The sequence below is a fragment of the Mycobacterium sp. SMC-8 genome (assembly GCF_025263565.1).
Lineage (GTDB): Bacteria > Actinomycetota > Actinomycetes > Mycobacteriales > Mycobacteriaceae > Mycobacterium.
In genome coordinates this window covers 5,438,443-5,458,867 of the sequence record NZ_CP079865.1, presented here as the reverse complement: position 1 = coordinate 5,458,867, position 20,425 = coordinate 5,438,443, and the positions used below count along the sequence as shown (strand labels likewise).

14 protein-coding genes and 2 pseudogenes are annotated in these 20,425 nt (G+C 68.1%); 10 read left to right on the top strand and 6 right to left on the bottom strand.

Annotated features, from left to right (window positions below; genetic code table 11):
* Window positions 1–14: 14 nt before the first annotated feature.
* Both KXD97_RS26270 and KXD97_RS26265 read right to left on the bottom strand, forming a co-directional pair.
* Entirely contained in the window at window positions 15–419 is a 405-nt protein-coding gene (locus KXD97_RS26270; RefSeq protein WP_260753660.1) for a nuclear transport factor 2 family protein, read from the bottom strand.
* Window positions 416–916, bottom strand: coding sequence for a hypothetical protein (locus tag KXD97_RS26265; protein WP_260753657.1), 501 nt, complete (start codon window positions 914–916; stop codon window positions 416–418). The genes KXD97_RS26270 and KXD97_RS26265 overlap by 4 nt, the downstream gene beginning before the upstream one ends.
* A gap of 78 nt (window positions 917–994) precedes the next feature.
* Between KXD97_RS26265 and KXD97_RS26260 the strand changes: the two are divergent.
* A pseudogene (locus KXD97_RS26260) lies at window positions 995–1,868 on the top strand (IS5 family transposase).
* Window positions 1,869–2,120: 252 nt separating this feature from the next.
* On the opposite strand, the gene KXD97_RS26255 reads toward KXD97_RS26260, so the two are convergent.
* Window positions 2,121–2,384: a hypothetical protein gene (locus KXD97_RS26255; protein WP_260753655.1), complete on the bottom strand. Its 264-nt coding sequence runs from the start codon at window positions 2,382–2,384 to the stop codon at window positions 2,121–2,123.
* Here KXD97_RS26255 and KXD97_RS26250 point away from each other — a divergent pair.
* Window positions 2,266–2,709, top strand: a pseudogene (locus KXD97_RS26250) (bile acid:sodium symporter); the annotation flags it as partial. The gene KXD97_RS26255 and the pseudogene KXD97_RS26250 sit on opposite strands and share 119 nt — an antisense overlap.
* A 384-nt stretch (window positions 2,710–3,093) precedes the next feature.
* Here the strand turns inward: KXD97_RS26250 and KXD97_RS26245 are convergent.
* Window positions 3,094–4,584, bottom strand: a complete 1,491-nt coding sequence (locus KXD97_RS26245; RefSeq protein WP_260753654.1) for a CYTH and CHAD domain-containing protein — start codon at window positions 4,582–4,584, stop codon at window positions 3,094–3,096.
* Window positions 4,585–4,735: 151 nt separating this feature from the next.
* Between KXD97_RS26245 and KXD97_RS26240 the strand changes: the two genes are divergently transcribed.
* Window positions 4,736–6,517, top strand: a complete 1,782-nt coding sequence (locus KXD97_RS26240) for a fatty acyl-AMP ligase (RefSeq protein ID WP_260753652.1) — start codon at window positions 4,736–4,738, stop codon at window positions 6,515–6,517.
* A 16-nt stretch (window positions 6,518–6,533) separates the two neighbouring features.
* Window positions 6,534–7,322, top strand: coding sequence for an enoyl-CoA hydratase/isomerase family protein (locus tag KXD97_RS26235; RefSeq protein WP_260753651.1), 789 nt, complete (start codon window positions 6,534–6,536; stop codon window positions 7,320–7,322).
* Here the strand turns inward: KXD97_RS26235 and panB are convergent.
* Entirely contained in the window at window positions 7,319–8,158 is an 840-nt protein-coding gene (panB, locus tag KXD97_RS26230; RefSeq protein ID WP_260753647.1) for a 3-methyl-2-oxobutanoate hydroxymethyltransferase, read from the bottom strand. The genes KXD97_RS26235 and panB overlap by 4 nt on opposite strands.
* A 161-nt stretch (window positions 8,159–8,319) precedes the next feature.
* Between panB and KXD97_RS26225 the strand changes: the two genes are divergently transcribed.
* The 6 genes from KXD97_RS26225 (at window position 8,320) to KXD97_RS26200 (ending at window position 17,952) form a co-directional block, all read left to right on the top strand.
* Window positions 8,320–9,723 (top strand): wax ester/triacylglycerol synthase family O-acyltransferase, encoded by a 1,404-nt coding sequence (locus KXD97_RS26225; RefSeq protein WP_260753646.1) that lies wholly within the window; start codon window positions 8,320–8,322, stop codon window positions 9,721–9,723.
* Between the two features lie 59 nt (window positions 9,724–9,782).
* Window positions 9,783–11,315 (top strand): alpha/beta hydrolase, encoded by a 1,533-nt coding sequence (locus tag KXD97_RS26220; protein ID WP_260753642.1) that lies wholly within the window; start codon window positions 9,783–9,785, stop codon window positions 11,313–11,315.
* Between the two features lie 77 nt (window positions 11,316–11,392).
* Entirely contained in the window at window positions 11,393–12,910 is a 1,518-nt protein-coding gene (locus KXD97_RS26215; RefSeq protein ID WP_260753635.1) for an alpha/beta hydrolase, read from the top strand.
* Between the two features lie 45 nt (window positions 12,911–12,955).
* Window positions 12,956–14,296, top strand: a complete 1,341-nt coding sequence (gene glnA / locus KXD97_RS26210; RefSeq protein WP_260753634.1) for a type I glutamate--ammonia ligase — start codon at window positions 12,956–12,958, stop codon at window positions 14,294–14,296.
* A 24-nt stretch (window positions 14,297–14,320) separates the two neighbouring features.
* On the top strand, window positions 14,321–17,305 hold the full coding sequence (locus KXD97_RS26205; protein WP_260753628.1) for a bifunctional [glutamine synthetase] adenylyltransferase/[glutamine synthetase]-adenylyl-L-tyrosine phosphorylase: 2,985 nt from the start codon (window positions 14,321–14,323) through the stop codon (window positions 17,303–17,305).
* Between the two features lie 20 nt (window positions 17,306–17,325).
* Window positions 17,326–17,952: a PaaI family thioesterase gene (locus KXD97_RS26200; RefSeq protein WP_260753626.1), complete on the top strand. Its 627-nt coding sequence runs from the start codon at window positions 17,326–17,328 to the stop codon at window positions 17,950–17,952.
* On the opposite strand, the gene KXD97_RS26195 is transcribed toward KXD97_RS26200, so the two are convergent.
* Window positions 17,921–19,987 (bottom strand): Ig-like domain-containing protein, encoded by a 2,067-nt coding sequence (locus KXD97_RS26195; RefSeq protein ID WP_260753624.1) that lies wholly within the window; start codon window positions 19,985–19,987, stop codon window positions 17,921–17,923. The genes KXD97_RS26200 and KXD97_RS26195 overlap by 32 nt on opposite strands.
* Window positions 19,988–20,425 lie beyond the last annotated feature (438 nt).

Here is a 20,425-nt window from a genome sequence, read left to right as displayed (position 1 = left end):
GGGCGAGCCGTCGGTCATAGCGCGCGCTGCCCCTTCGCCCACGCCCATGCCGCGACCCGCCATCCGTCGGCGCCGCGGCGAAGCGCCACCGTGAACGTCGCGCCGGTCTGGGTCACCGTCCTCCCGTTGACGTCGAACGTCATCGTGGCCGGAACCACCACATACGCGTTGTCGCCGGTCGTGTCGTTGTGCACCGGCTCACCGATGGTGACGTGATAGCCCGACGCGCCCGCATGGTCGCCTTCGGCCAAGACGTCGCGGTACCAGTCCGCCGCGGCCGTCGGCCCCAGCCAAAGGTGCGGTGGCATACCGTCGAGGATCGAGCCGTCGGAAGCGAACGCCTCCGACATCGCCGCGGGATCCCCGGCGTTGAACGCGTCCAAGTACGCGTGAACAGCTTCGAGGGGAGTGTCGCTCATTGCATCTGGTCGAGCATATTGGTGAACGCCGCCTTCGGGCGCAGCGCCTTTTTCACCTCATCGGCCGTGACATACGGGTACTCGCCGTATTCCAGGAAGCTCGGCACATGATGCTCGCGGACAAATTTGACGAAAGCGGACGGATTGGTTTTCCAGTCCTCGGGAAAACCCTCGAGGTTGGTGAACACGGTGTCGAACATGCCCTGATACTGGAAGTACAGGTCATCCTCGATCGGGAAGAGCTGCCAGCGCAGGTAGTGCAGCTTCAGCACTTCTAGCACCGTGGGATCGGCCGCTACCGCTGCTTCCAGCGTCTTGCCATGCTCGCGAATGACGTCCTTGCGTCCCGGTATCACCTTCGCGATGATCGAGAACCCATAGCAGGCAGGTGTTTTCGGAAAGATGGGACCGTAGCGGCCACGCTCTTCCTCGAAGTAGCAGTCCTTGGGGATGGCCACCGCGGCCGGCCGAGACCAGTCCTCATCGTTGGGCATCACTTGCTCCTCGCGACAGCTCGACCCCCGACTAGGGCGTGTCTGCTTAATGTGAACGATGTTGTGCCTGATGCTGTTTAAGTGTTACGGACTGATGTGATTTCTGATGACTTGTGGTCGGTGATTGAGCCGGTACTGCCTTCGGGTCGACGGCGCGGGCGGCCGTGGAACGATCATCGGGTGACGCTGGAAGGAATTATCTGGCGTTACCGGACTGGATCTCCGTGGCGCGATCTGCCCGCGCAGTTCGGCGCCTGGCAGTCGGTGGCTGAACGTCACCTGCGGTGGTCCACCGACGGCACCTACGCGCAGATCTTCGCAGCGATCTCCCGTGACATCGATGTCGATGACGCTGACGCTGAGCTGGTCGAACTGCTGCTGGCGGTGGATTCGACCAGCGTGCGTGTACATCAGCATGCCGCTGGTGCCCGCCCTGGTCGCCACACAGGGGGATCTGTCGAATTACAACAAACACCCCGATGAGCCCGATGACCATGCCATCGGCCGTTCACGCGGCGGGCTGACAACGAAGATCCACGCGCTGGCCGATCAACGCTGCAGCGCGGTCACCATGGCACTGTCGCCGGGGCAAGCCGGCGACAACCCGATGCTGTGGCCACTGCTGACTGCCCATCAGGGCCCAAAGTTTCGGCTACTCGCCGATAAGGCGTACTCCCATGACTCGACCCGAGCCCGACTGCGCCAGCTCAAAATCGCCCACACCATTCCCGAGCGCAGCGACCAGATCGCCCGCCGAAAGAGCCGGGGAAGCAAAGGCGGACGGCCACCGGCGTTCTCCGGGCGAATCTATAAGCACCGCAACACCGTCGAGCGATCCTTCAACCGCTTCAAGCACTGGCGAGGTATCGCCACCCGATACGACAAATACGCGCTGAGCTACCTCGGGGGCGTCACCCTAGCTGCGATCATCATCTATCACCGCGTCCGCAATTAACAGACACTACCTAGCCGTGACGGTAGCACCGACGGACTTCCACCATCTGGTGACTTCCCGTGCCGACCCACCATGTTCGATCGATGACCGCATCCAATGGTGCGCTTGCGAATTCAACGAATCACCCTAATAGGGGCTCTGCCACCGGCGGATGTCGACGCTTTACGGCCCGAAAGCGCTGCCACACAGGGCCTGACTGCGTACAGTACGGGTGCGGTGGCAAGCCAGATCCTCGCCGCCGCTGTCCAATCATCAACGCGGCCCGACGGATTGAGACCCCGCTCCGCGGGCAGCGCCGAAGCGGACCAGCCGAACCGAGGTCAACGCGATGATGGCAGTACTGCAGCACGCCGTCCCCATCGCCACGCTGATCTTCGTAGTGTCGAGCATGCTGGCGATGGGGTTTGGGCTCAGGATCACCGAAATCACCGCCCCGCTACGCAATGCGCGGCTGGTGGCGATGTCGCTGTTGGCCAACTTCCTGCTGATGCCCGCCGCGGCGGTGCTGCTGGCCAAGTTGCTTGCTCTGGATGAACCGTTCGCAGTGGGCCTGCTGCTGCTCGGCGTCGCCGCCGGCGCCCCGTTTCTGCCCAAGCTCGCCCAAATTGCCAAAGGCGACCTGGCGTTCGCGGTCGCCTTGATGGTGGTGCTGATGGTCATCACCGTCGGCTACCTGCCGCTGGTGCTACCGATGCTGCTGCCCGGCATCTCGGTCAACCCCGGCCAGATCGCCCGCTCCCTGATCGTGCTGATGCTGCTGCCCCTGGCCGTTGCGCTCGCAGTCAACGCCAAACTTCCCCGCGTCGCCGCGGCCGTCAAACCCTGGTGCGACCGGCTCTCCAGCCTCGGTCTGGTCGCCGTGGTGGTGCTGCTTGTGGTGGTCAACTTCCGCAACGTGCTCTCGGTGTTCGGAACCCGCGCCATCCTGGCCGGCCGCCGCAACGCGGCCGGTGCTGGGATTGGGAACCGCCCAGCGAAACATCGCCGCCGCACTGGTGGTCGGGGGACAGAGCTTCACCGATCCCAGCGTGGTGGTCATGGTCGTGGTCGTGGCCATCGTCAGTCTGCTGGTCCTGCTGCCGCTGTCGCGGGCATTGGCCCGCCGCACCGCGGCCGGCGATGGAGCACCGAGACCATGACCATCCCTGATGACCGCGACGTAGACGCCATGGCCGCGGCGTGCGCCGATGCGATGCAGATCCTCGACGGTCTGGCGCGCGCCGGATCAGGACCGGCGCACCGCCTTGTCGAGTTTCCGAAGCGCACGGTCGATCTGCTCTCCGCAGCGCTGGGCCAGGTCGTCCTCCTGCTGGTACAGCAGCCCATAGGTGAAGGTGTCCTCACCCGCGGCGTGCGCCGCCTGGGCCTGCCGGCTCAGGTGCGCGCGGCTGACCACGCTGTCCTGGTGGTCACCCAACAGCGTCTGGATCGCCTTTGCTCGGTCGGCCACCTTGCTCTGGCCGGTGGCCGCGGCGGTGTAGCGGAGCTGCTTGGCGCGCTTGCGGATTCGGTGCAGCGCCTCGTCAGGGTCGGTTTCGGTGTCGGCCGCTGCGAGTCGGGCCGCTTTGGCGGCCTTGCGCACCCGCTTGTACGCCGAGCCGATGGTCAGCTCAGCGGGCGCCCCGTCCGGACCCGAGTGGGGAGCTTCGGCGCTGACCAACTCCTCCAGCGCATCCAGCAGCCGGAAGTATCGCGGCGAGCGCATCGCCGTCAGAGACCGCTTCCATCCGGTCTGGTAGCGCTTCTGGGCGCCCTCGACCAGCCGCTCGCGCACCGGTCCCCGCACATTCGCCTCGGGCAGGGCGTCGAGAGCACGCGCGTACCGTTCGGCGAGCACTTCCGCGTCGCGAGCGACGCCCAGCACGCCGGCCAGTTCGCGCAACTCGTCGAGCACCCATTCCCGGCCGGTGAAGTCGAAGGAGCCCTGCGCCGACTGCAGCAGGCTGCGGATCTTGCGGGTCGTGACCCGCATCTGATGGACCGCGTCCCACGCGTCGGCCCGGACGGCCCGATCCCACGCGATGAGCTCGCCGACGTGCTGCGCCACTGCACGCCGCGCCGGATCCTTCACGGCTACCTCGGTCGCCGGGGTATCAGTGGCCAGCACCCGCGCCAGCTTGGAGCCGTGACCGGCCGGCTCCGCCCCGGCGTCGCGCAAACGATTCGTCAGCCTGTCGAACACATCCGGGTTCGCGTCGGCCCGGAGTTCGAGTTCCCACTCGCGCCAGCGCTGCTCCTCGCCGCCGACCGCGCTTGCCGTCACGTGGTCGTCGCAGAACTCGGCGATCACCGTCCCGTCCAACCCGTGCAGGAGTTCGACGTTCCTCACCGTGCGGATGCGGGCCACCGGCTCCAGCGGTCGGTCCCGCACGATCGCCAGGACGACGTCGCGCAGACTTTCCGGTACGGCGGTCTCGTCGGAGCCGTCCTCGGCCAGCGGCGCGTGCACCTCGGTGCGGCTGTCCGCGTCGGCCGGCAACTTCAGATGCCACGCGGCGTCGGGCCCGCCCGTGCGGCGGCGCAGTGTGATCCTGTGCCGGGCGAGGTCGCGCGAGGGTGTGTCGAAGTAGACAGCGTCCAGCGATTGTGACGGCGACCGCTCAGCCCGGCTCACGGCGGCCAACCCGTCGAAGGACGGCGACCCGGTTGCCTCGACCACGTCGAACTTGCGCTCGGTCTCCATGTACCTGGACGTTTCGCGCGATTTCGGGGCCATGGACACCCTGTCTCTAGGAGGTTCGGGGGGACCATAGAGTGCCACATCGACGTGAACGGCCACCGCGGTGCCGACGGCCGTGTCCAAACTGTGTTCGACGCGCCTAGGTGCCGTTGCACCGATTTCATGATCGTTCTCTTAGGATGCTCTTATGAGTCCAGTGGTGCGGCTCGACGACTACCTCGACCGCGAAGGCAACATTGCGATCCCGGCCGGCCTGACGCTGACCTCGTTCCTCGACCGTAACGTCGAAGAACTGGGTGACACGCCGGCCTACCGGTATCTCGATTTCGACCGTGACTGCACCGTCGAGTTGAGCTGGAACCAGCTCAGGACGCGGTTGCATGCGGTCGGAACCCGACTGGAGCAGGTGACTCGTCCCGGTGACCGGGTGGCCATCCTCGCGCCGCAGGGCGTCGAGTACGTCGTCGGCTTCTTCGCAGCGATCCTGGCCGGCACCATCGCGGTCCCGCTGTTCGCGCCGGAACTTCCCGGCCACGCCGACCGGCTGGACGCGGTGCTCAACGACGCCCTACCGACGGTGGTGCTCACCACGACGTCCGCCGCCGAGTCGGTCCGTGACTTCGTGCGCAAGCTTCCGCGCGAGCGCCGGCCCAGGATCATCGCCACCGACGCGGTGCCCGACGCCGTCGGCGCCGGTTTCGCGCCCGCGCCGATGAACAGCGACGACATCGCCTATCTGCAGTACACGTCGGGTTCCACCCGTGCGCCGGCGGGTGTGGAGATCACCCACCGCTCGGCCTGCACCAACATCGTCCAGATGATCGACGGCGTCGGTCTGGACCACAACATCCGCAGCGTCAGCTGGCTGCCCCTGTTTCACGACATGGGATTGCTGATGATCATGTTCCCCGCGCTGTGCGGCGGGCACATCACGCTGATGTCGCCGGTGTCCTTCGTGCGCCGGCCCTACCGGTGGATCAAGGAACTCGGCGCGTCCGACGCCCCGACGTTCGCGGCGGCGCCCAACTTCGCGTTCGAGCTGGCCGCCCAGCGGGGTCTGCCGCCGGCAGGGGACACGCTCGACCTCAGCAACGTCGCCGGGCTGATCAACGGCTCCGAGCCGGTGAACATGGCCTCGATCGAAAAGTTCTACGCCGCGTTCGGGCCTTACGGTCTGCCGGCGACGGCGGTCAAGCCCTCCTACGGGATGGCCGAGGCGACGCTGTTCGTCTCGACCATCGGACCCGAGGCCCGCCCCGAGCCGACGTACCTCGACCGCGAGCAGCTCTCGCTGGGCAACGCGGTGCGGGTCGATTCCGGTGACGCCAACGCGGTGGCCCAGGTGTCCTGCGGCCGGGTGGCCCGCAGCCAGTGGGCCGTGATCGTCGATCCGGCCACCGAGTCCGAGCTGGCCGACGGCCGGGTGGGCGAGATCTGGCTGCACGGCGACAACATCGGCCGCGGCTACTGGGGCCGGCAGGAAGAGACGGAGCTGACCTTCCAGAACAAGCTCCAGTCGCGCCTGCTCTACGAGAGCCACGCCGAGGGCTGCGCCGAGGACGCGCTGTGGATGCGCACCGGGGACCTCGGTGTCTACCTCGACGGCCAGCTGTACATCACCGGCCGGGTCAAGGACCTGGTGATCGTCGACGGGCGCAACCACTACCCGCAGGACATCGAGGCGACCGTCGCCGCAGCGTCACCGGCGGTGCGGACCGGCTTCGTCGCGGCGTTCTCGGTTCCCGGCGACGGCCGCGAAGAGGTCGTGATCGTTGCCGAACGCGCTCCCGGAGCCGGCCGCGCGGATGCCGGTCCCATCCAGGAGGCGATCCGCTCTGCGGTGTCGCGCAATCACGCGCTGCCGTTGAAGGAGATCAAATTGGTTGCCGCAGGCGTGATTCCACGAACCACCAGCGGGAAGCTGGCGCGCCGGGCATGCCGGACCGAGTATCTGGAAGGCAAACTGTAGCCGCTACAGTCCGTGTGTGACCGAATTCCAGACCATCACGTTCGAGCAGACCGGTGTCATTGCGCGCATCACGCTGAACCGTCCCGATGCCGCAAACGGCATGAACGGCACGATGACCCGCGAGCTGGCCGTGGCGGCGGCACGCTGCGACAGCCCCGCCACCAAGGTCGTCGTCATCACGGGGGCCGGGCGGTTCTTCTGCGCCGGAGGTGATCTGAAGGACTTCGCATCCGCGCCGAGCCGGGGACACCACATCAAGGGGGTCGCCGACGACCTGCACCGGGCCATCTCGACGCTGGCGCGCATGGACGCGGTGGTGATCACGGCTGTCAACGGTACGGCCGCGGGCGCCGGGTTCTCCCTGGCCGTCGCCGGGGATCTGGTGCTGGCCGCGGAGTCCGCGTCGTTCACGATGGCCTACACCCGCGTCGGGCTGAGCCCGGACGGCGGTGCGTCCTACCACCTCCCACGGCTGATCGGCACCGCCAAGACCAAGCAGCTGATGCTGGCCAACCGCACGCTGTCCGCGCAAGAGGCCTCGCAGTGGGGCCTTGTGGGTGAGGTGGTCGCCGACGATCAGCTCCGGGTTCGCGCCGACGAGCTCGCCGAGCAGATGGCGCAGACCTCGGCCGGCTCCAACGGCGCGGTCAAGGCGCTGCTGTTAGACACCTTCGGCAACGGCCTGGAACAGCAGATGGAGCTGGAGGGGCGGACGATCGCCGCACGAGCCGACTCCGCCGACGGGCGCGAAGGGGTCGACGCGTTCCTGTCCAAACGCAAGGCAGAATTCGGACCCCGCGGCTAGAAGGAGTGCTCCTCGGCCGGGAAGGTACCGGTGGCGACCTCACGGGCGTAGTCGGTGGCGGCACGGCGCAGCTCGTCACCGACCGCGCCGAACCGCTTGACGAACTTCGCGGTCCTGCCGTTGGTCATACCGGCCATGTCCTGCCACACCAGAACCTGGGCGTCGCAGTTGGGTCCGGCGCCGATGCCGACGGTCGGAATCGTGAGTTTCCCGGTGATCTGGGTGGCCAGCTCGGCCGGGACCATCTCCATCACCACCGCGAACGCGCCTGCCTCCTGCACGGCGATCGCGTCGTGGATGGTCTGTTCCGCGGCGTCGCCACGCCCCTGCACCCGGAATCCGCCGAGGCCGTTGACGCTTTGCGGGGTGAAGCCGATGTGCGCCATCACCGGGATGCCGGCGGCGCTCACGGCGGCGATCTGGTCGGCCACCCGCTCACCGCCTTCGAGCTTCACCGCGTGCGCGCCGGTCTCCTTGAGCATCCGGGTCGCGGTGGCCAGCGCCTGCTGCGGCCCGGCCTCGTAGCTGCCGAAGGGGAGATCGGCCACGATCAGCGCGTGCGGTGCGCCCCGGACCACTCCGCGCACCAGCGGAATCAGTTCGTCGAGCGTCACCGGAACGGTGGTGTCGTAGCCGTAGACCACGTTGGCCGCGGAATCGCCGACGAGCAGCACCGGAATCTGCGCTTCGTCGAAGATCGCCGCGGTCGAGTAGTCGTATGCGGTCAGCATGGCCCACTTGTGGCCTTCGGCCTTCCACTTGTGCAGGTGGTGCGTCCGGACCTTCACACGCTTGGGCGTCTCGGTGACAGCGCCGTAGACAGGCTGCTCAGACATCGTTGTCCCCTTAATGGGCGAGTCGTGTTGAATCCTCGAGGCCCGAATCGGGTCCCCGGGTTTCGCTGACCCGCCCAGTCTGCCACTGCGTCAGCAGAAGGTGAACGGCGCGTTAAGTGGATTTGCTCACACCCGTCCCGCCCGGGCATACGATCGGCGGCATGCAACGGCTCAGCGGACTCGACGCCAGTTTCCTGTACCTCGAAACCGCGGCCCAGCCACTGCATGTCTGTTCGATCCTGGAGCTCGACACGTCCACGATGCCGGGCGGCTACACCTTCGACCGGCTGCGCGACGGGCTGGAGCTCTGCATCAAGGCCATGCCCGAGTTCCGCGAGAAGATCGCCGACAGCCGGTTCAACCTTGATCACCCAGTCTGGGTGGAGGACAACGATTTCGACGTCGACCGTCATCTGCACCGAATCGGGTTGCCATCGCCGGGTGGCCGTGCCGAGCTGGCCGAGATCTGCGGCCACATCGCGTCGTTGCCGCTCGACCGGACCCGCCCGCTGTGGGAGATGTGGGTGATCGAGAACGTCGCCGGCACCAGCGACGGGACCCCAGCGCACACGGGCGGCCGTGTCGCGGTGATGACCAAGGTGCATCACTGCGCAGTCGACGGTGTGACCGGGGCGAACCTGATGTCGAAGCTGTGCACCACCGAGCCCGACGCGCCGCCGCCGGATCCGGTGGAGGGTCCCGGCGGCGGCACCGATCTGGAGATCGCGGTCAGTGGCGCGGTGCGATTCGTGAGCAGACCGTTGAAGCTGGTCAACGTCCTGCCGAACACGGTGTCGACGGTGATCGACACCGTGAAGCGGGCGCGCAGCGGCCTGACGATGGCACCGCCGTTCGTGGCGCCCAAGACCGCGTTCAATGCGAACGTCACCGGCCGCCGCAACGTCGCGTTCGCCCACCTCGATCTCGACGACATCAAGACGGTTAAGACTCACTTCGGGGTCAAGGTCAACGATGTGGTGATGGCGCTGGTGTCCGGTGTGCTGCGCACGTTCCTGATCGAGCGTGGCGAGCTGCCCGAGAGTTCGCTGGTCGCCATGGTTCCGGTGTCGGTGCACGAGAAGTCCGACCGTCCCGGACGCAACCAGGTATCGGGGATGTTCTCCCGGCTCGAGACCAACATCGAGGACCCCGTCGAGCGATTGAAGGCCATTGCCGAAGCGAATTCGGTTGCCAAACAACATAGTTCGGCGATCTCGGCGACTCTTCTGCAGGACTGGACACAGTTCGCCGCGCCGGCGGTGTTCGGGGTGGCGATGCGGGTGTACGCCAGCAGCAGGCTCAGCGGTGCGCGGCCGGTGCACAACCTGGTGGTATCCAACGTGCCCGGTCCGCAGGGTCCGCTGTACATGCTGGGGTGCGAGGTCAAGGCGATGTATCCGCTCGGACCGATCTTCCACGGTTCGGGCCTGAACATGACGGTGATGTCGCTGTCGGGCAATCTCGACGTCGGAATCGTGTCGTGCCCCGAGTTGCTGCCCGACCTGTGGGACATGGCCGATGCGTTCGACGTGGCGCTCGGTGAACTTCTGGACGCCACGCGGTAGCGCTGCCCGCACACGCGCCGTGCCAGCATGGATGCCGGTTCATGGCAGCATGTGGTGCCATGAAGCTCACGTCCGGTGCCGCGCGACCCGGTCTCCTGCTGACGCTGGCCGTGCTGCTGGTCGCCGGCTGCAGCCAGGTGGTGTCGGGGCGGGCGCTGGTCGCCGTGCCCCCGCCCGGCACCCCGATCGAGTGGGGCCCGTGCGAAGCCGGACCGTCTGACCAGGTGCGCATCCCGCCCGGCGCCGAGTGCGGCATGCTGTCGGTGCCCGTCGACTGGGACAACCCCGACGACCCTGACGGTGACGTTGCGCAGATCGCGTTGCTGCGGATCAAGGCCGGCGGAGACAAGATCGGCTCGCTGATCGTCAATCCGGGTGGGCCGGGCAAATCGGGCAAGGAATCAGCTGCCGTGATGGCTGCGACGCTGCCCGAAGAGGTACGCCAGCGCTTCGATCTGGTGGGCTTCGATCCGCGCGGCGTTGCGGAATCCACGCCCGCCGTGTGGTGCAACAGCGACGCCGACCATGACCGACTGCGTGCCGACAACGTCGTGGAGTACACCCCGGAGGGTGTCGCGCATCTGGAGAAGCTCACCAAGGAGTTCGTCCAGCGCTGCGTCGACAAGATGGGCCTGGACTTCCTCGGCAACGTCGGAACCGAGAGCGTGGTCAAGGATCTCGACGCGCTGCGCGCCGCCCTCGGTGACGAGAAGCTGACGTTCCTGGGGTACTCGTACGGAACCCGTATCGGCGCCGGCTACGCCGAGGCCTATCCGCAGAAGGTGCGCGCCATGGTGCTCGACGGCGCCATCGACCCCAACGCCGATCCTGTCGAGGCCGACGTCCGGCAGGCCGCGGCGTTCCAGCAGGCGTTCGACGACTATGCCACCGACTGCGCCGTCGATCCCGACTGCCCGTTGGGCACCGACCCGGACAAGGCCGTCGACGTGTACCGGTCGATGGTGTGGCCGCTGGTCGAGGAGCCGGCCGACACCACCGACCCGCGGGGTCTGAGCTACAACGATGCGATCGTCGGCACCATCCTGCCGCTGTACTCGCCGGGACTGTGGCGGCACCTGACGCAGGCCCTGTCCGAGATCAAGAAGGGCCGCGGCGACACCATGCTGGCGCTGGCCGATCTGTACATGGGGCGCGACGCGCAAGGGCATTACAACAACGGCACCGACTCCCGGATCGCGGTCAACTGCGTCGATAAGCCGGCGATCACCGACCGTGCCACGCTGGTCGATCAGGACCGGCGGGTCCGCGAGGCCGCGCCGTTCATGGCCTACGGCGAGTTCACCGGCCTGGCGCCGATGACCACGTGCGGATTCTGGCCGATACCGCCGACGAGCACCCCCCACGAAATCAACGTCGACGGGCTGCCGCCGATCCTGGTCATCTCGACGACCAACGACCCGGCCACCCCGTACCAGGCAGGTATCGACCTGGCGCGTCAGCTCGACGGCACCCTGGTGACCTTCGAGGGCACCCAGCACACCGTTGCGCTGCAAGGAGATTCGTGCATCGACGAGATCACCACCAGGTACCTCGTCGACGTCACCGTGCCAGCGCCGGACACCCGCTGCTGACGATCCGGTGAGCGGCTGATAACGGCCCGGTCACCGTTGCGTCCCGGGGGCAGACCTCGCCCGGCTCGCGTGCAACGATGTCTGCCATGTTGCGTGCCGCCCGGTTGATCGCAGCGCTGGCCGTGACATCGGCGGCGTCGTGCCCGTCGGCAGCCGCCGCACCCCCCGACGCGGAGCAGCCGTACTCCACTGCGCCGGTGTGGGGTTCGTGCTCGTCGTGGGTTCCGGACACCTCCAGGATCCCCGCCGCGCAGTGCGGCACCGTCGCGGTGCCCGTCGACTACGCCGAACCAGACGGCGCCCGGGCCGATTTGGCGGTCATCAGGGTGCCGGCGTCGGGTTCGCGCATCGGAGTGCTCGTCGTCAACCCCGGCGGGCCCGGCGCCTCGGCGGTCGACACCATCGCTTCGATGGGCGCGGCGCTGGCCGGCACCGAGATCGGGAGCCACTTCGACCTCGTCGGCATCGACCCGCGCGGCGTCGGTCACTCCACCCCGCAACTGCGCTGCCGCACCGACGCCGAGTTCGACGCGTTCCGTGCCGAACCGTTGGCCGACTACAGCCCGGCCGGGGTCGCCCACATCGAAGAGGTGATGCGCACGTTCGCCGCGCGGTGCCTGGACCGGATGGGCGCCGACTTCCTCGCCAGCGTCGGTACCGCGACCGCGGCTCGCGACATGGATGTGGTGCGCGCGGCGCTCGGCGAGGACCGCATCAACTATCTCGGCTTCTCCTACGGCACCCAGTTGGGTGCGGTGTACGCCACGCGCTATCCCGACCGGGTGCGCGCGATGGTGCTCGACGGCGCCGTGGATGTCAGCCTCGACCCGATCACCGAGAGCCTGAACCAGCAGGCCGGTTTTCAGAAGGCCTTCCAGGAGTACGCGGCCGACTGCGCGGAATCGGCGGGCTGCCCGCTGGGTACCGACCCGGCACAGTTCGTCGCACGTTTCCAGCAGCTCGTCGATCCGCTGGTGAACCGCCCCGCGGCGACGGACGATCCGCGCGGCCTGAGCTACCAGGACGCCATCACCGGCACTGTCAGCGGGCTGTACTCGCAGCGCTACTGGCCGTACCTGACCAGCGGGCTGCTCGGGCTGCAGCGCGGCACCGACCCGGGTGACCTGTTGCTGCTCGCCGACGACTATCAGCAGCGGGACCGCAACGGGCACTACAAGAACCGGCAGGACGCGTTCAACGCGATCCGCTGCATCGACGCGGTCTATCCGCCGGACCCGGCGACCTGGGTGGAGGCCGACAGGCGCTCCCGCGAGATCGCGCCGTTCCTGTCCCACGGACCGTTCACCGGGTACGCCCCGCGCGACGTGTGCGCGATGTGGCCGGTGCCGCCGACGCCTGTGGTCGGGGTCGCCACGTCGCCCGGACCGGGCAAGGTGGTGGTGGTGTCGACGACCGGTGACCCGGCCACGCCGTACGAGTCCGGGGTGAACCTGGCGCGGCAGCTGGACGCCCGGCTGATCAGTTTCGAGGGCACCCAGCACACCGTGGTCTTCAACGGCGACGCGTGCGTCGACACGGCCACCGTCGAGTTCTTGGTGAACTCGACACTGCCGCCCGACGGTTTGCGCTGCTAGCGGCCCCGTAACACAGAATTAACAGGCGGAACCTAGGCTTCTGGCATGGATCGGCAGAAGGAATTCGTGCTGCGCACGCTGGAGGAGCGTGACATCCGCTTCGTCCGGCTGTGGTTCACCGACGTGCTCGGATACCTCAAGTCGGTGGCGATCGCGCCTGCCGAACTGGAAGGCGCCTTCGAAGAGGGCATCGGTTTCGACGGCTCCTCGATCGAGGGTTTCGCCCGGGTCTCGGAAGCCGACATGGTCGCCCGCCCTGACCCGTCGACGTTCCAGGTGCTGCCGTGGGCCGACAGCTCGGGCAAGCACCACTCGGCGCGGATGTTCTGCGACATCACGATGCCCGACGGGTCGCCGTCGTGGGCCGACTCGCGCCACGTGCTGCGCCGGCAGCTGTCCAAGGCCAGCGATCTCGGGTTCTCCTGCTACGTGCACCCCGAGATCGAGTTCTTCCTGCTCAAGCCCGGACCCGACGACGGCACCCCGCCCGTCCCGGCGGACAACGGCGGCTACTTCGACCAGGCCGTGCATGATTCGGCGCCGAACTTCCGCCGCCACGCCATCGACGCGCTGGAGCAGATGGGTATCTCCGTCGAGTTCAGCCATCACGAGGGTGCGCCCGGTCAGCAGGAGATCGACCTGCGCTACGCCGACGCGCTTTCCATGGCCGACAACGTGATGACGTTCCGCTACCTGGTCAAGGAGGTCGCGCTCGGCGACGGTGTGCGCGCGTCGTTCATGCCCAAACCGTTCGCCGAACACCCCGGCTCGGCGATGCACACCCACATGAGCCTGTTCGAAGGCGACACCAACGCCTTCCACAGCCCCGACGACCCGCTTCAGCTCTCCAGCGTCGGAAAGTCGTTCATCGCAGGCATTCTCGAGCACGCCAACGAGATCAGCGCCGTGACCAACCAGTGGGTGAACTCCTACAAGCGTCTGGTGCACGGCGGCGAGGCCCCGACCGCGGCGTCCTGGGGCGCAGCCAACCGTTCGGCGCTGGTGCGCGTCCCGATGTACACGCCGCACAAGGTGTCGTCGCGGCGGGTCGAGGTGCGCAGTCCCGACTCGGCGTGCAACCCGTACCTGACCTTCGCGGTGCTGCTCGCCGCCGGCCTGCGCGGCATCGAGAAGAACTATGTGCTGGGCCCCGAAGCCGAGGACAACGTCTGGAGCCTCACTCCCGAGGAACGCCGCGCGATGGGCTACAAGGAGCTGCCCGGCAGCCTCGGGGTGGCGTTGTCGGAGATGGAGAACTCCGAACTGGTCGCCGAGGCGCTCGGCGAGCACGTCTTCGACTTCTTCCTGCGCAACAAGCGCGCCGAATGGGAGAACTACCGCAGCCACGTCACACCGTTCGAACTGAAGAACTACCTGTCGCTGTAGGGCAAGCGCCCGCGCGCTACCTTGATGGGCGTGGCCAAACCTGCGACGCAGCGTCCCAGGCTGCCCGGTGTCGGACGGCTCGGGCTCGTCGAGCCGAAGGCGCAGGCGGATCTGGACAGCCTCGGCTGGAACACCGACGCTCACGTCGAACTCCTGTGGTCGTTGTCGCGGGCTCCCGACGCCGACACCGCGCTGAAGGCGATCGTCCGGCTGTCCGAGGCGCTCGGGTCCGGGTGGGCTGAACTCGCCGCCGCGCTTCTGCAGGACCGCAGTCTGCGCGGCCGGTTGTTCGCGGTGCTGGGCTCGTCGCTGGCTCTCGGTGACCATCTGGTCGCCAACCCGGACTCGTGGCGTCTGCTGGTCGGCAACGTCACGCTTCCGGCCGCGCAGGAACTGCGCGACATGTTCGCCGAGCGGGCCGATCAGTGCGACGGTGCGACCGCGGCCGTGCCGCCACTGCGCACGCTGTACCGGGACCGATTGCTGGTCCTGGCCGCGCTCGACGTCGCGTCCACGGTGGAGAACGAACCGGTGCTGCCGTTCACGGTGGTCGGCGAACATCTCTCCGATCTCGCCGACGCCGCGCTGGCCGCCGCGCTGCGGGTGGTGACGGCCTCGGTGTGCGGCGACAAACCGGCGCCCACTCTGACCGTCATCGCGATGGGCAAATGCGGTGCGCGGGAACTGAATTACGTCAGCGACGTCGATGTCATCTTCGTGACCGACGACGGCTCGCACAGCAGCATGGCGCTGGCGACCAGGCTCGCCGGCGAGATGATGCGGTTGGCGTCCGAGGCGTTCTTCGAGGTGGACGCCGCGCTGCGGCCGGAGGGCAAGCAGGGTCAGCTGGTCCGCACCCTGGAATCGCACATCGCCTATTACGAGCGCTGGGCCAAGACCTGGGAGTTCCAGGCACTTCTGAAGGCGCGGCCGGCCGCCGGCGACATGGATCTGGGCCGGCAGTATGTCGAGGCGCTGATGCCGATGGTGTGGACGGCTTCTGAGCGTGAGGACTTCGTTCCCGAAGTGCAGGCGATGCGCAGGCGCGTCGAGGAACTTGTGCCCGCCGGGGTGCGGACCCGGGAGATCAAGCTCGGCAGCGGCGGCCTGCGCGACGTCGAGTTCGCGGTGCAGCTGCTGCAACTCGTGCACGGCCGCAACGACGAGTCGCTGCATGTGGCGTCCACGGTCAACGCGCTCGCCGCGCTGGGCGACGGCGGCTACATCGGCCGGGACGACGCCGCGAACATGACGGCCTCCTACGAGTTTCTGCGGCTGCTCGAACACCGTCTGCAGTTGCAGCGGCTCAAGCGCACCCACATGCTGCCCGAGGCCGACGACGAGGAGTCGATGCGGTGGCTGGCGCGCGCGGCGCACATGCGGCCCGACGGTCGGCACGACTCACTCGGGGTGTTGCGCGAGGAGCTCAAGCGGCAGAACCACCGGGTGTCGCGATTGCACGCCAAGCTGTTCTATCAGCCGCTGCTGGAGTCGGTCGGCCAAGCGTCGCTTGGCCTTTCGGACGGGATGAGCACCGATGCCGCCGAGCGTCAGCTGGCCGCGCTGGGTTATGAGGGTCCGCAGAGCGCGCTCACGCACTTGGCGGCGCTGACCGGCAGCTCGGGGCGCCGCGGCCGGGTGCAGCAGGTGCTGCTGCCGACGCTGTTGGACTGGCTGTCGGACACCCCCGATCCCGATGCCGGGCTGCTGGCCTATCGCAGGATCAGCGACGAACTCGCCGAGCAGCGGTGGTATCTGGCGACGCTGCGCGACGAGGGGGCGGTCGCCAAGCGGCTGATGCACGTGCTGGGCACCTCGGCCTACGTGCCGGAGCTGTTGATGCGCGCGCCGGAGGTGATCCAGCTCTACGCCGACGGACCGAACGGGCCCAAGCTGTGCGACGTCGACACCGAAGGGGTGGCCAAGTCGCTGGTGGCCTCGGCGGCACGGCACGACGATCCGGCGCGGGCGATCGCGGCCGCACGTTCACTGCGGCGCCGGGAGCTGGCCCGCATCGCGTCGGCGGACCTGCTCGGAATGCTGGACGTGACGGACGTGTGCAAGCAGCTGACCCTGGTCTGGGTGGCGGTGTTGCAGGCCGCCCTCGACGCCGTGATCCGCGCCAACGCGCCGCAGGGCAAGGCGCCGGCACGCATCGCCGTGATCGGGATGGGCCGGCTGGGCGGCGGCGAGCTCGGTTACGGGTCCGACGCCGACGTGTTGTTCGTGTGCGACCCGAACGACGGCTTCGAGGAGTCGACCGCGGTGAAGTGGTCGGTCACCGTGGCCGAGCAGGTGCGTGCCCGGCTCGGCACACCGAGCGCCGACCCGCCGCTGGAGGTCGACGCCAACCTGCGGCCTGAAGGCCGAAGCGGGCCACTGGTGCGGACGCTGGCGTCGTACCAGGCGTACTACGACCAGTGGGCGCAGCCGTGGGAGATTCAGGCGCTGCTGCGTGCACACCGGGTCGCCGGCGATCTGGAGCTGGGGGAGCGGTTCCTGCTGATGGTGGACAAGACCCGCTACCCGGAGGGTGGGGTGTCCCCAGAGACGGTTCAGGAGATCCGGCGTATCAAGGCGCGCGTGGACGCCGAACGGCTGCCCCGCGGCGCCGACCCCAACACCAACACCAAGCTGGGCCGCGGCGGGCTGGCCGACATCGAGTGGACGGTGCAGCTGCTGCAACTGCGCTTCGCGCACAAGATCCCGGCGCTGCACACGACGTCGACGCTGGAGACCCTCAACGCCATCGGCGCTGCCGAGTTGATCGCCGAGGGCGACATCGAGTTGCTGCGTGACGCGTGGTTGACCGCGACGCGGGCCCGCAACGCCCTGGTGCTGGTGCGCGGTAAACCCACCGATCAGCTGCCCGGTCCGGGCAAGCTGCTCAACGCGGTCGCGGTGGCTGCGGGCTGGCCCGGCGGTGACGGCGGCAACGAATTCCTCGACAACTATCTGCGTGTCACGCGGCGGGCGAAAGCCGTGGTCCGGAAAGTTTTCGGAGGCTGAGTGTTGGGCTGGGAGGTTAGATGTTCGACTTCGATGTGATCGACGCCGAGGAGCATGACCGGCAGCGGGTCCGCTACGAACAGCTGACAGATGCGCTGCGCAAGCTGATCGACCTCGGCATCCACACCGACGTCGACGACGACACGGCGCGGCAGGCGTTGACTCATCTGGAGGCCGCCGCCGGGTTGCTGGGGCAGCAGCTGCGCGAGGATCGGGTGCCGTTGCGCCATGCGGTCACCGGGCGTCCCGTTACGTGGGGGAATCCCGTTGTGGGCCTTCGTAATGCGATGAGTCCGCCGATCGTCGTCGAGCACGGGGCGGATGGTCGCTGCTGGAGCGAGTTCACCCTCGGCCCGGCCTATGAGGGCCCGCCCGGCTGGGTGCACGGCGGCATCTGCGCTCTGGTGCTCGATCAGCTGCTCGGTGAGGTGGCCAGCGACGGGCTGACCAAGGCGCGGTTCACCGGGACCATCAGCGTGCGTTATCTGCGCGGCACGCCGCTGGGGCCGCTGCGTGCAGAGGCGTTCGTCGAGCGCTCTGAAGGCGCCAAGACCTACGCCAAGGGTTACCTGATGGATGCCGAAGGCCCGACGGCTGAAGCCGACGGGGTGTTCATCATGCCAGCGTGGGCGCGAGACGCCGGATGACCTCCGCGGTGGCGAACGGCACGATCGGCACGGTCACCGAGATCGCTGTCGCCGCCCCATAGGCGTCGAGGGCGACCACCGTGAAGGTGTCCTGCTTGTCGGCCGGTGTCGCGTCGGCGGCGGCGGCCCGGTAGCGCGCGTCGTCGCCGGGCGTGTAGACGAACTGCCCGGCCCCCTCGACCACCACGCTGCCCTTGCCGGCGTCCCCGGCGCTGACGAAGATCACGGTGTCGCGTTCGGGATCGGTCGCGGTCACCGTGCCGGTCACCTTGCCGCTGGCTGAATCCTGTTGGCTCAGGCTGTAATTCCCGTTCGTTGGGGCCTGGTTGACGTATCCGGCCGGTGCGATGGCCACCCGGACGGTCAGCGTCGTGGTGCCGCCGTGCCCGTCGTCGGCTGTCACCCGGAACCGGTCGGTCTTGTCCCAGGACGGAGCGAACCGCTTGGCGGCTGCGGCGCGGGCCTCGTCGGTCGGGACGTAGGAGAAGGTGCCGTCGGCGCTGACTATGACCGAACCCTTCCCGGTGTTCGGCGCCACCCGGTAGGTGAGTGTGTCGCCGTCCTGGTCGATCGCGGTGATCTTGCCGGTGGTCATGCCGGTGTTCGGGTTGGTGAACAATCCTCCCGCCGACGCGCGGCTCGGGGCGGAGTTGAGCGGTTTGACGTCCACTGTGACGGCTACCCGGGTGACGCCGCCGTGTCCGTCGTCGACGATGACGTCGAACGTGTCCTGCTTGTCCACGTTGGTCGCGCCGGCGGCCGCGGCTGCGTGCCGGGCAGCATCGGTGGGGGTGTAGGTGAACCGCCCGCGGGTGTCCATGGTGACGACGCCGTTCTTCGCGGTCGCCGACGCCGAGTAGCTCAGTCCGTCGCGGTCGGTGTCCCTGGCGGTGATGGTGCCGTACACCTTCGCGCTGAACCACGACGAGCTCGTCCGCACGGTCGCGTTCGGTGCGGCGTTGCCCGGCTTGACCTTCACCGTCACCGTCAGCGACGTGATCCCGCCGTGCCCGTCGGCGACGAGCACGGTGAAGGTGTCCTGCTTGTCGGCTTGCGTCGCCCCGGCGTTGGCGGCGGCGTGCCGCGCCGCAGCGGTCGGGGTGTAGGTGAACTTCCCGTCCGCGCCGATCGTCACGGTTCCACCCTTGGCGGTCGCAGACGCGGTATAACTCAGCGGGTCCCGGTCGGCGTCCCTGGCGGTGACGCTGCCGTAGACCTTCGCGCTGAACCAGGACACGCTCGACCTGGCGGTCGCGGTGGGCGCAGTGTTGGCGGGCGCGATCGTCACCGTGATCGGCACTTCCACCACGCCGCGCTGACCGTCGCTGAACGTGATGGTGAACGTGTCGAACCCGGCACCGGGGGCGGCGCCCACTTCGGCCGCCGCGTGACGGGCCGCGGCGGTGGGGGTGTAGGTGAAGGCGAATGCACCGTCGTCTCCACGGGTGACGGTCACACTGCCCTTGTCCGGCCCGGTGACGGTGTAGGTCAGGGGCCTGCCCTCCGGGTCGGTGACGGTGACGGATCCCGAAACGTCGCCGGAAGCGTTGGGGGAGTTGATGACCGGTGTCTGCGCCACCGGGTTTGCATTCGGCGCGACCAGCGCGACGACATGCAACCGGTTACCGCCGAACTCCGTCCAATAGAGCTGGGTGCCGTCGGGGCTGACGGCGATCATCGGCGGACCGTCGACCTGATACGGATTGACGATCACCGAGGTGAGCTCGGTCTTGCTCGCGACGTCGTACACCGAGAGTTTGCCGTCGTCGCTGCGTACCACAAACAGCGTCGTGCCGTCGTGGCTGACCGCGAGTTCGAACGGAGTACCGGTTGCGACCGTGATGCTGTCGATCACCTCGTGGGACTTCGCGTCGATGATCCGCACGCTGCCGGCCACGTCGGCCACGAAAACGCGGGAACCGTCGGCGCTGAACGTGATTCCCGTCGATCCTGCCGCAACGCCGGGGATCTTCTTGCCGAACAGCGACGCCGTCGAGAAGCCACAGCGGCGATGCGGCGGGGCTGTCGGGGACACGCTTCGGTGCCAGCAGCGACGACAGGATGCTCGACAGCGTGACCGATTTCGCGGCCGGCGCGTCCTGCGGTTCAGGGGCGGGCGAGGGGGCCTCCGCGGTCTCCGGGACGCTCACGGGGTCTGGATCGGTCACCGGTTCGGCGGGCGGTGTCGAATCGACGGCCGGCGCGGCGGCATCGTCGACCGCCTCGGAGTCCGTAGTCACCGGCTCGTCGGGGGTGGCGGGCTCCGGCGCGGCATCAGTGTGGGGGTCCGTTGTCGTAGCCCGGTCCGCGCGCTCGCGCACGGGCGCGTCGGAGTCGTCGTCCCTGGGCAACTCAGGTTCGGCGGCGTCAGCGATGTCGTCGGTGACCTCATCGACGTCGCCGGCGTCATCGGCGTCGTCGGTGTTGGTGTCGTTAGGTGCGGTGGTGTCCTCCGTCGTCGGCCCGGGATCGG

What these genes read in the sequence shown, in the direction of transcription:
- KXD97_RS26270 (WP_260753660.1), bottom strand. Translation starts at nt 419, where the DNA reads ATGAGCGACACTCCCCTCGAAGCTGTTCACGCGTACTTGGACGCGTTC.
- KXD97_RS26245 (WP_260753654.1), bottom strand. Translation starts at nt 4,584, where the DNA reads ATGGCCCCGAAATCGCGCGAAACGTCCAGGTACATGGAGACCGAGCGC.
- KXD97_RS26240 (WP_260753652.1), top strand. Translation starts at nt 4,736, where the DNA reads ATGAGTCCAGTGGTGCGGCTCGACGACTACCTCGACCGCGAAGGCAAC.
- panB (WP_260753647.1), bottom strand. Translation starts at nt 8,158, where the DNA reads ATGTCTGAGCAGCCTGTCTACGGCGCTGTCACCGAGACGCCCAAGCGT.
- KXD97_RS26225 (WP_260753646.1), top strand. Translation starts at nt 8,320, where the DNA reads ATGCAACGGCTCAGCGGACTCGACGCCAGTTTCCTGTACCTCGAAACC.
- KXD97_RS26220 (WP_260753642.1), top strand. Translation starts at nt 9,783, where the DNA reads ATGAAGCTCACGTCCGGTGCCGCGCGACCCGGTCTCCTGCTGACGCTG.
- KXD97_RS26215 (WP_260753635.1), top strand. Translation starts at nt 11,393, where the DNA reads ATGTCTGCCATGTTGCGTGCCGCCCGGTTGATCGCAGCGCTGGCCGTG.
- glnA (WP_260753634.1), top strand. Translation starts at nt 12,956, where the DNA reads ATGGATCGGCAGAAGGAATTCGTGCTGCGCACGCTGGAGGAGCGTGAC.
- KXD97_RS26205 (WP_260753628.1), top strand. Translation starts at nt 14,321, where the DNA reads ATGGGCGTGGCCAAACCTGCGACGCAGCGTCCCAGGCTGCCCGGTGTC.
- KXD97_RS26200 (WP_260753626.1), top strand. Translation starts at nt 17,326, where the DNA reads ATGTTCGACTTCGATGTGATCGACGCCGAGGAGCATGACCGGCAGCGG.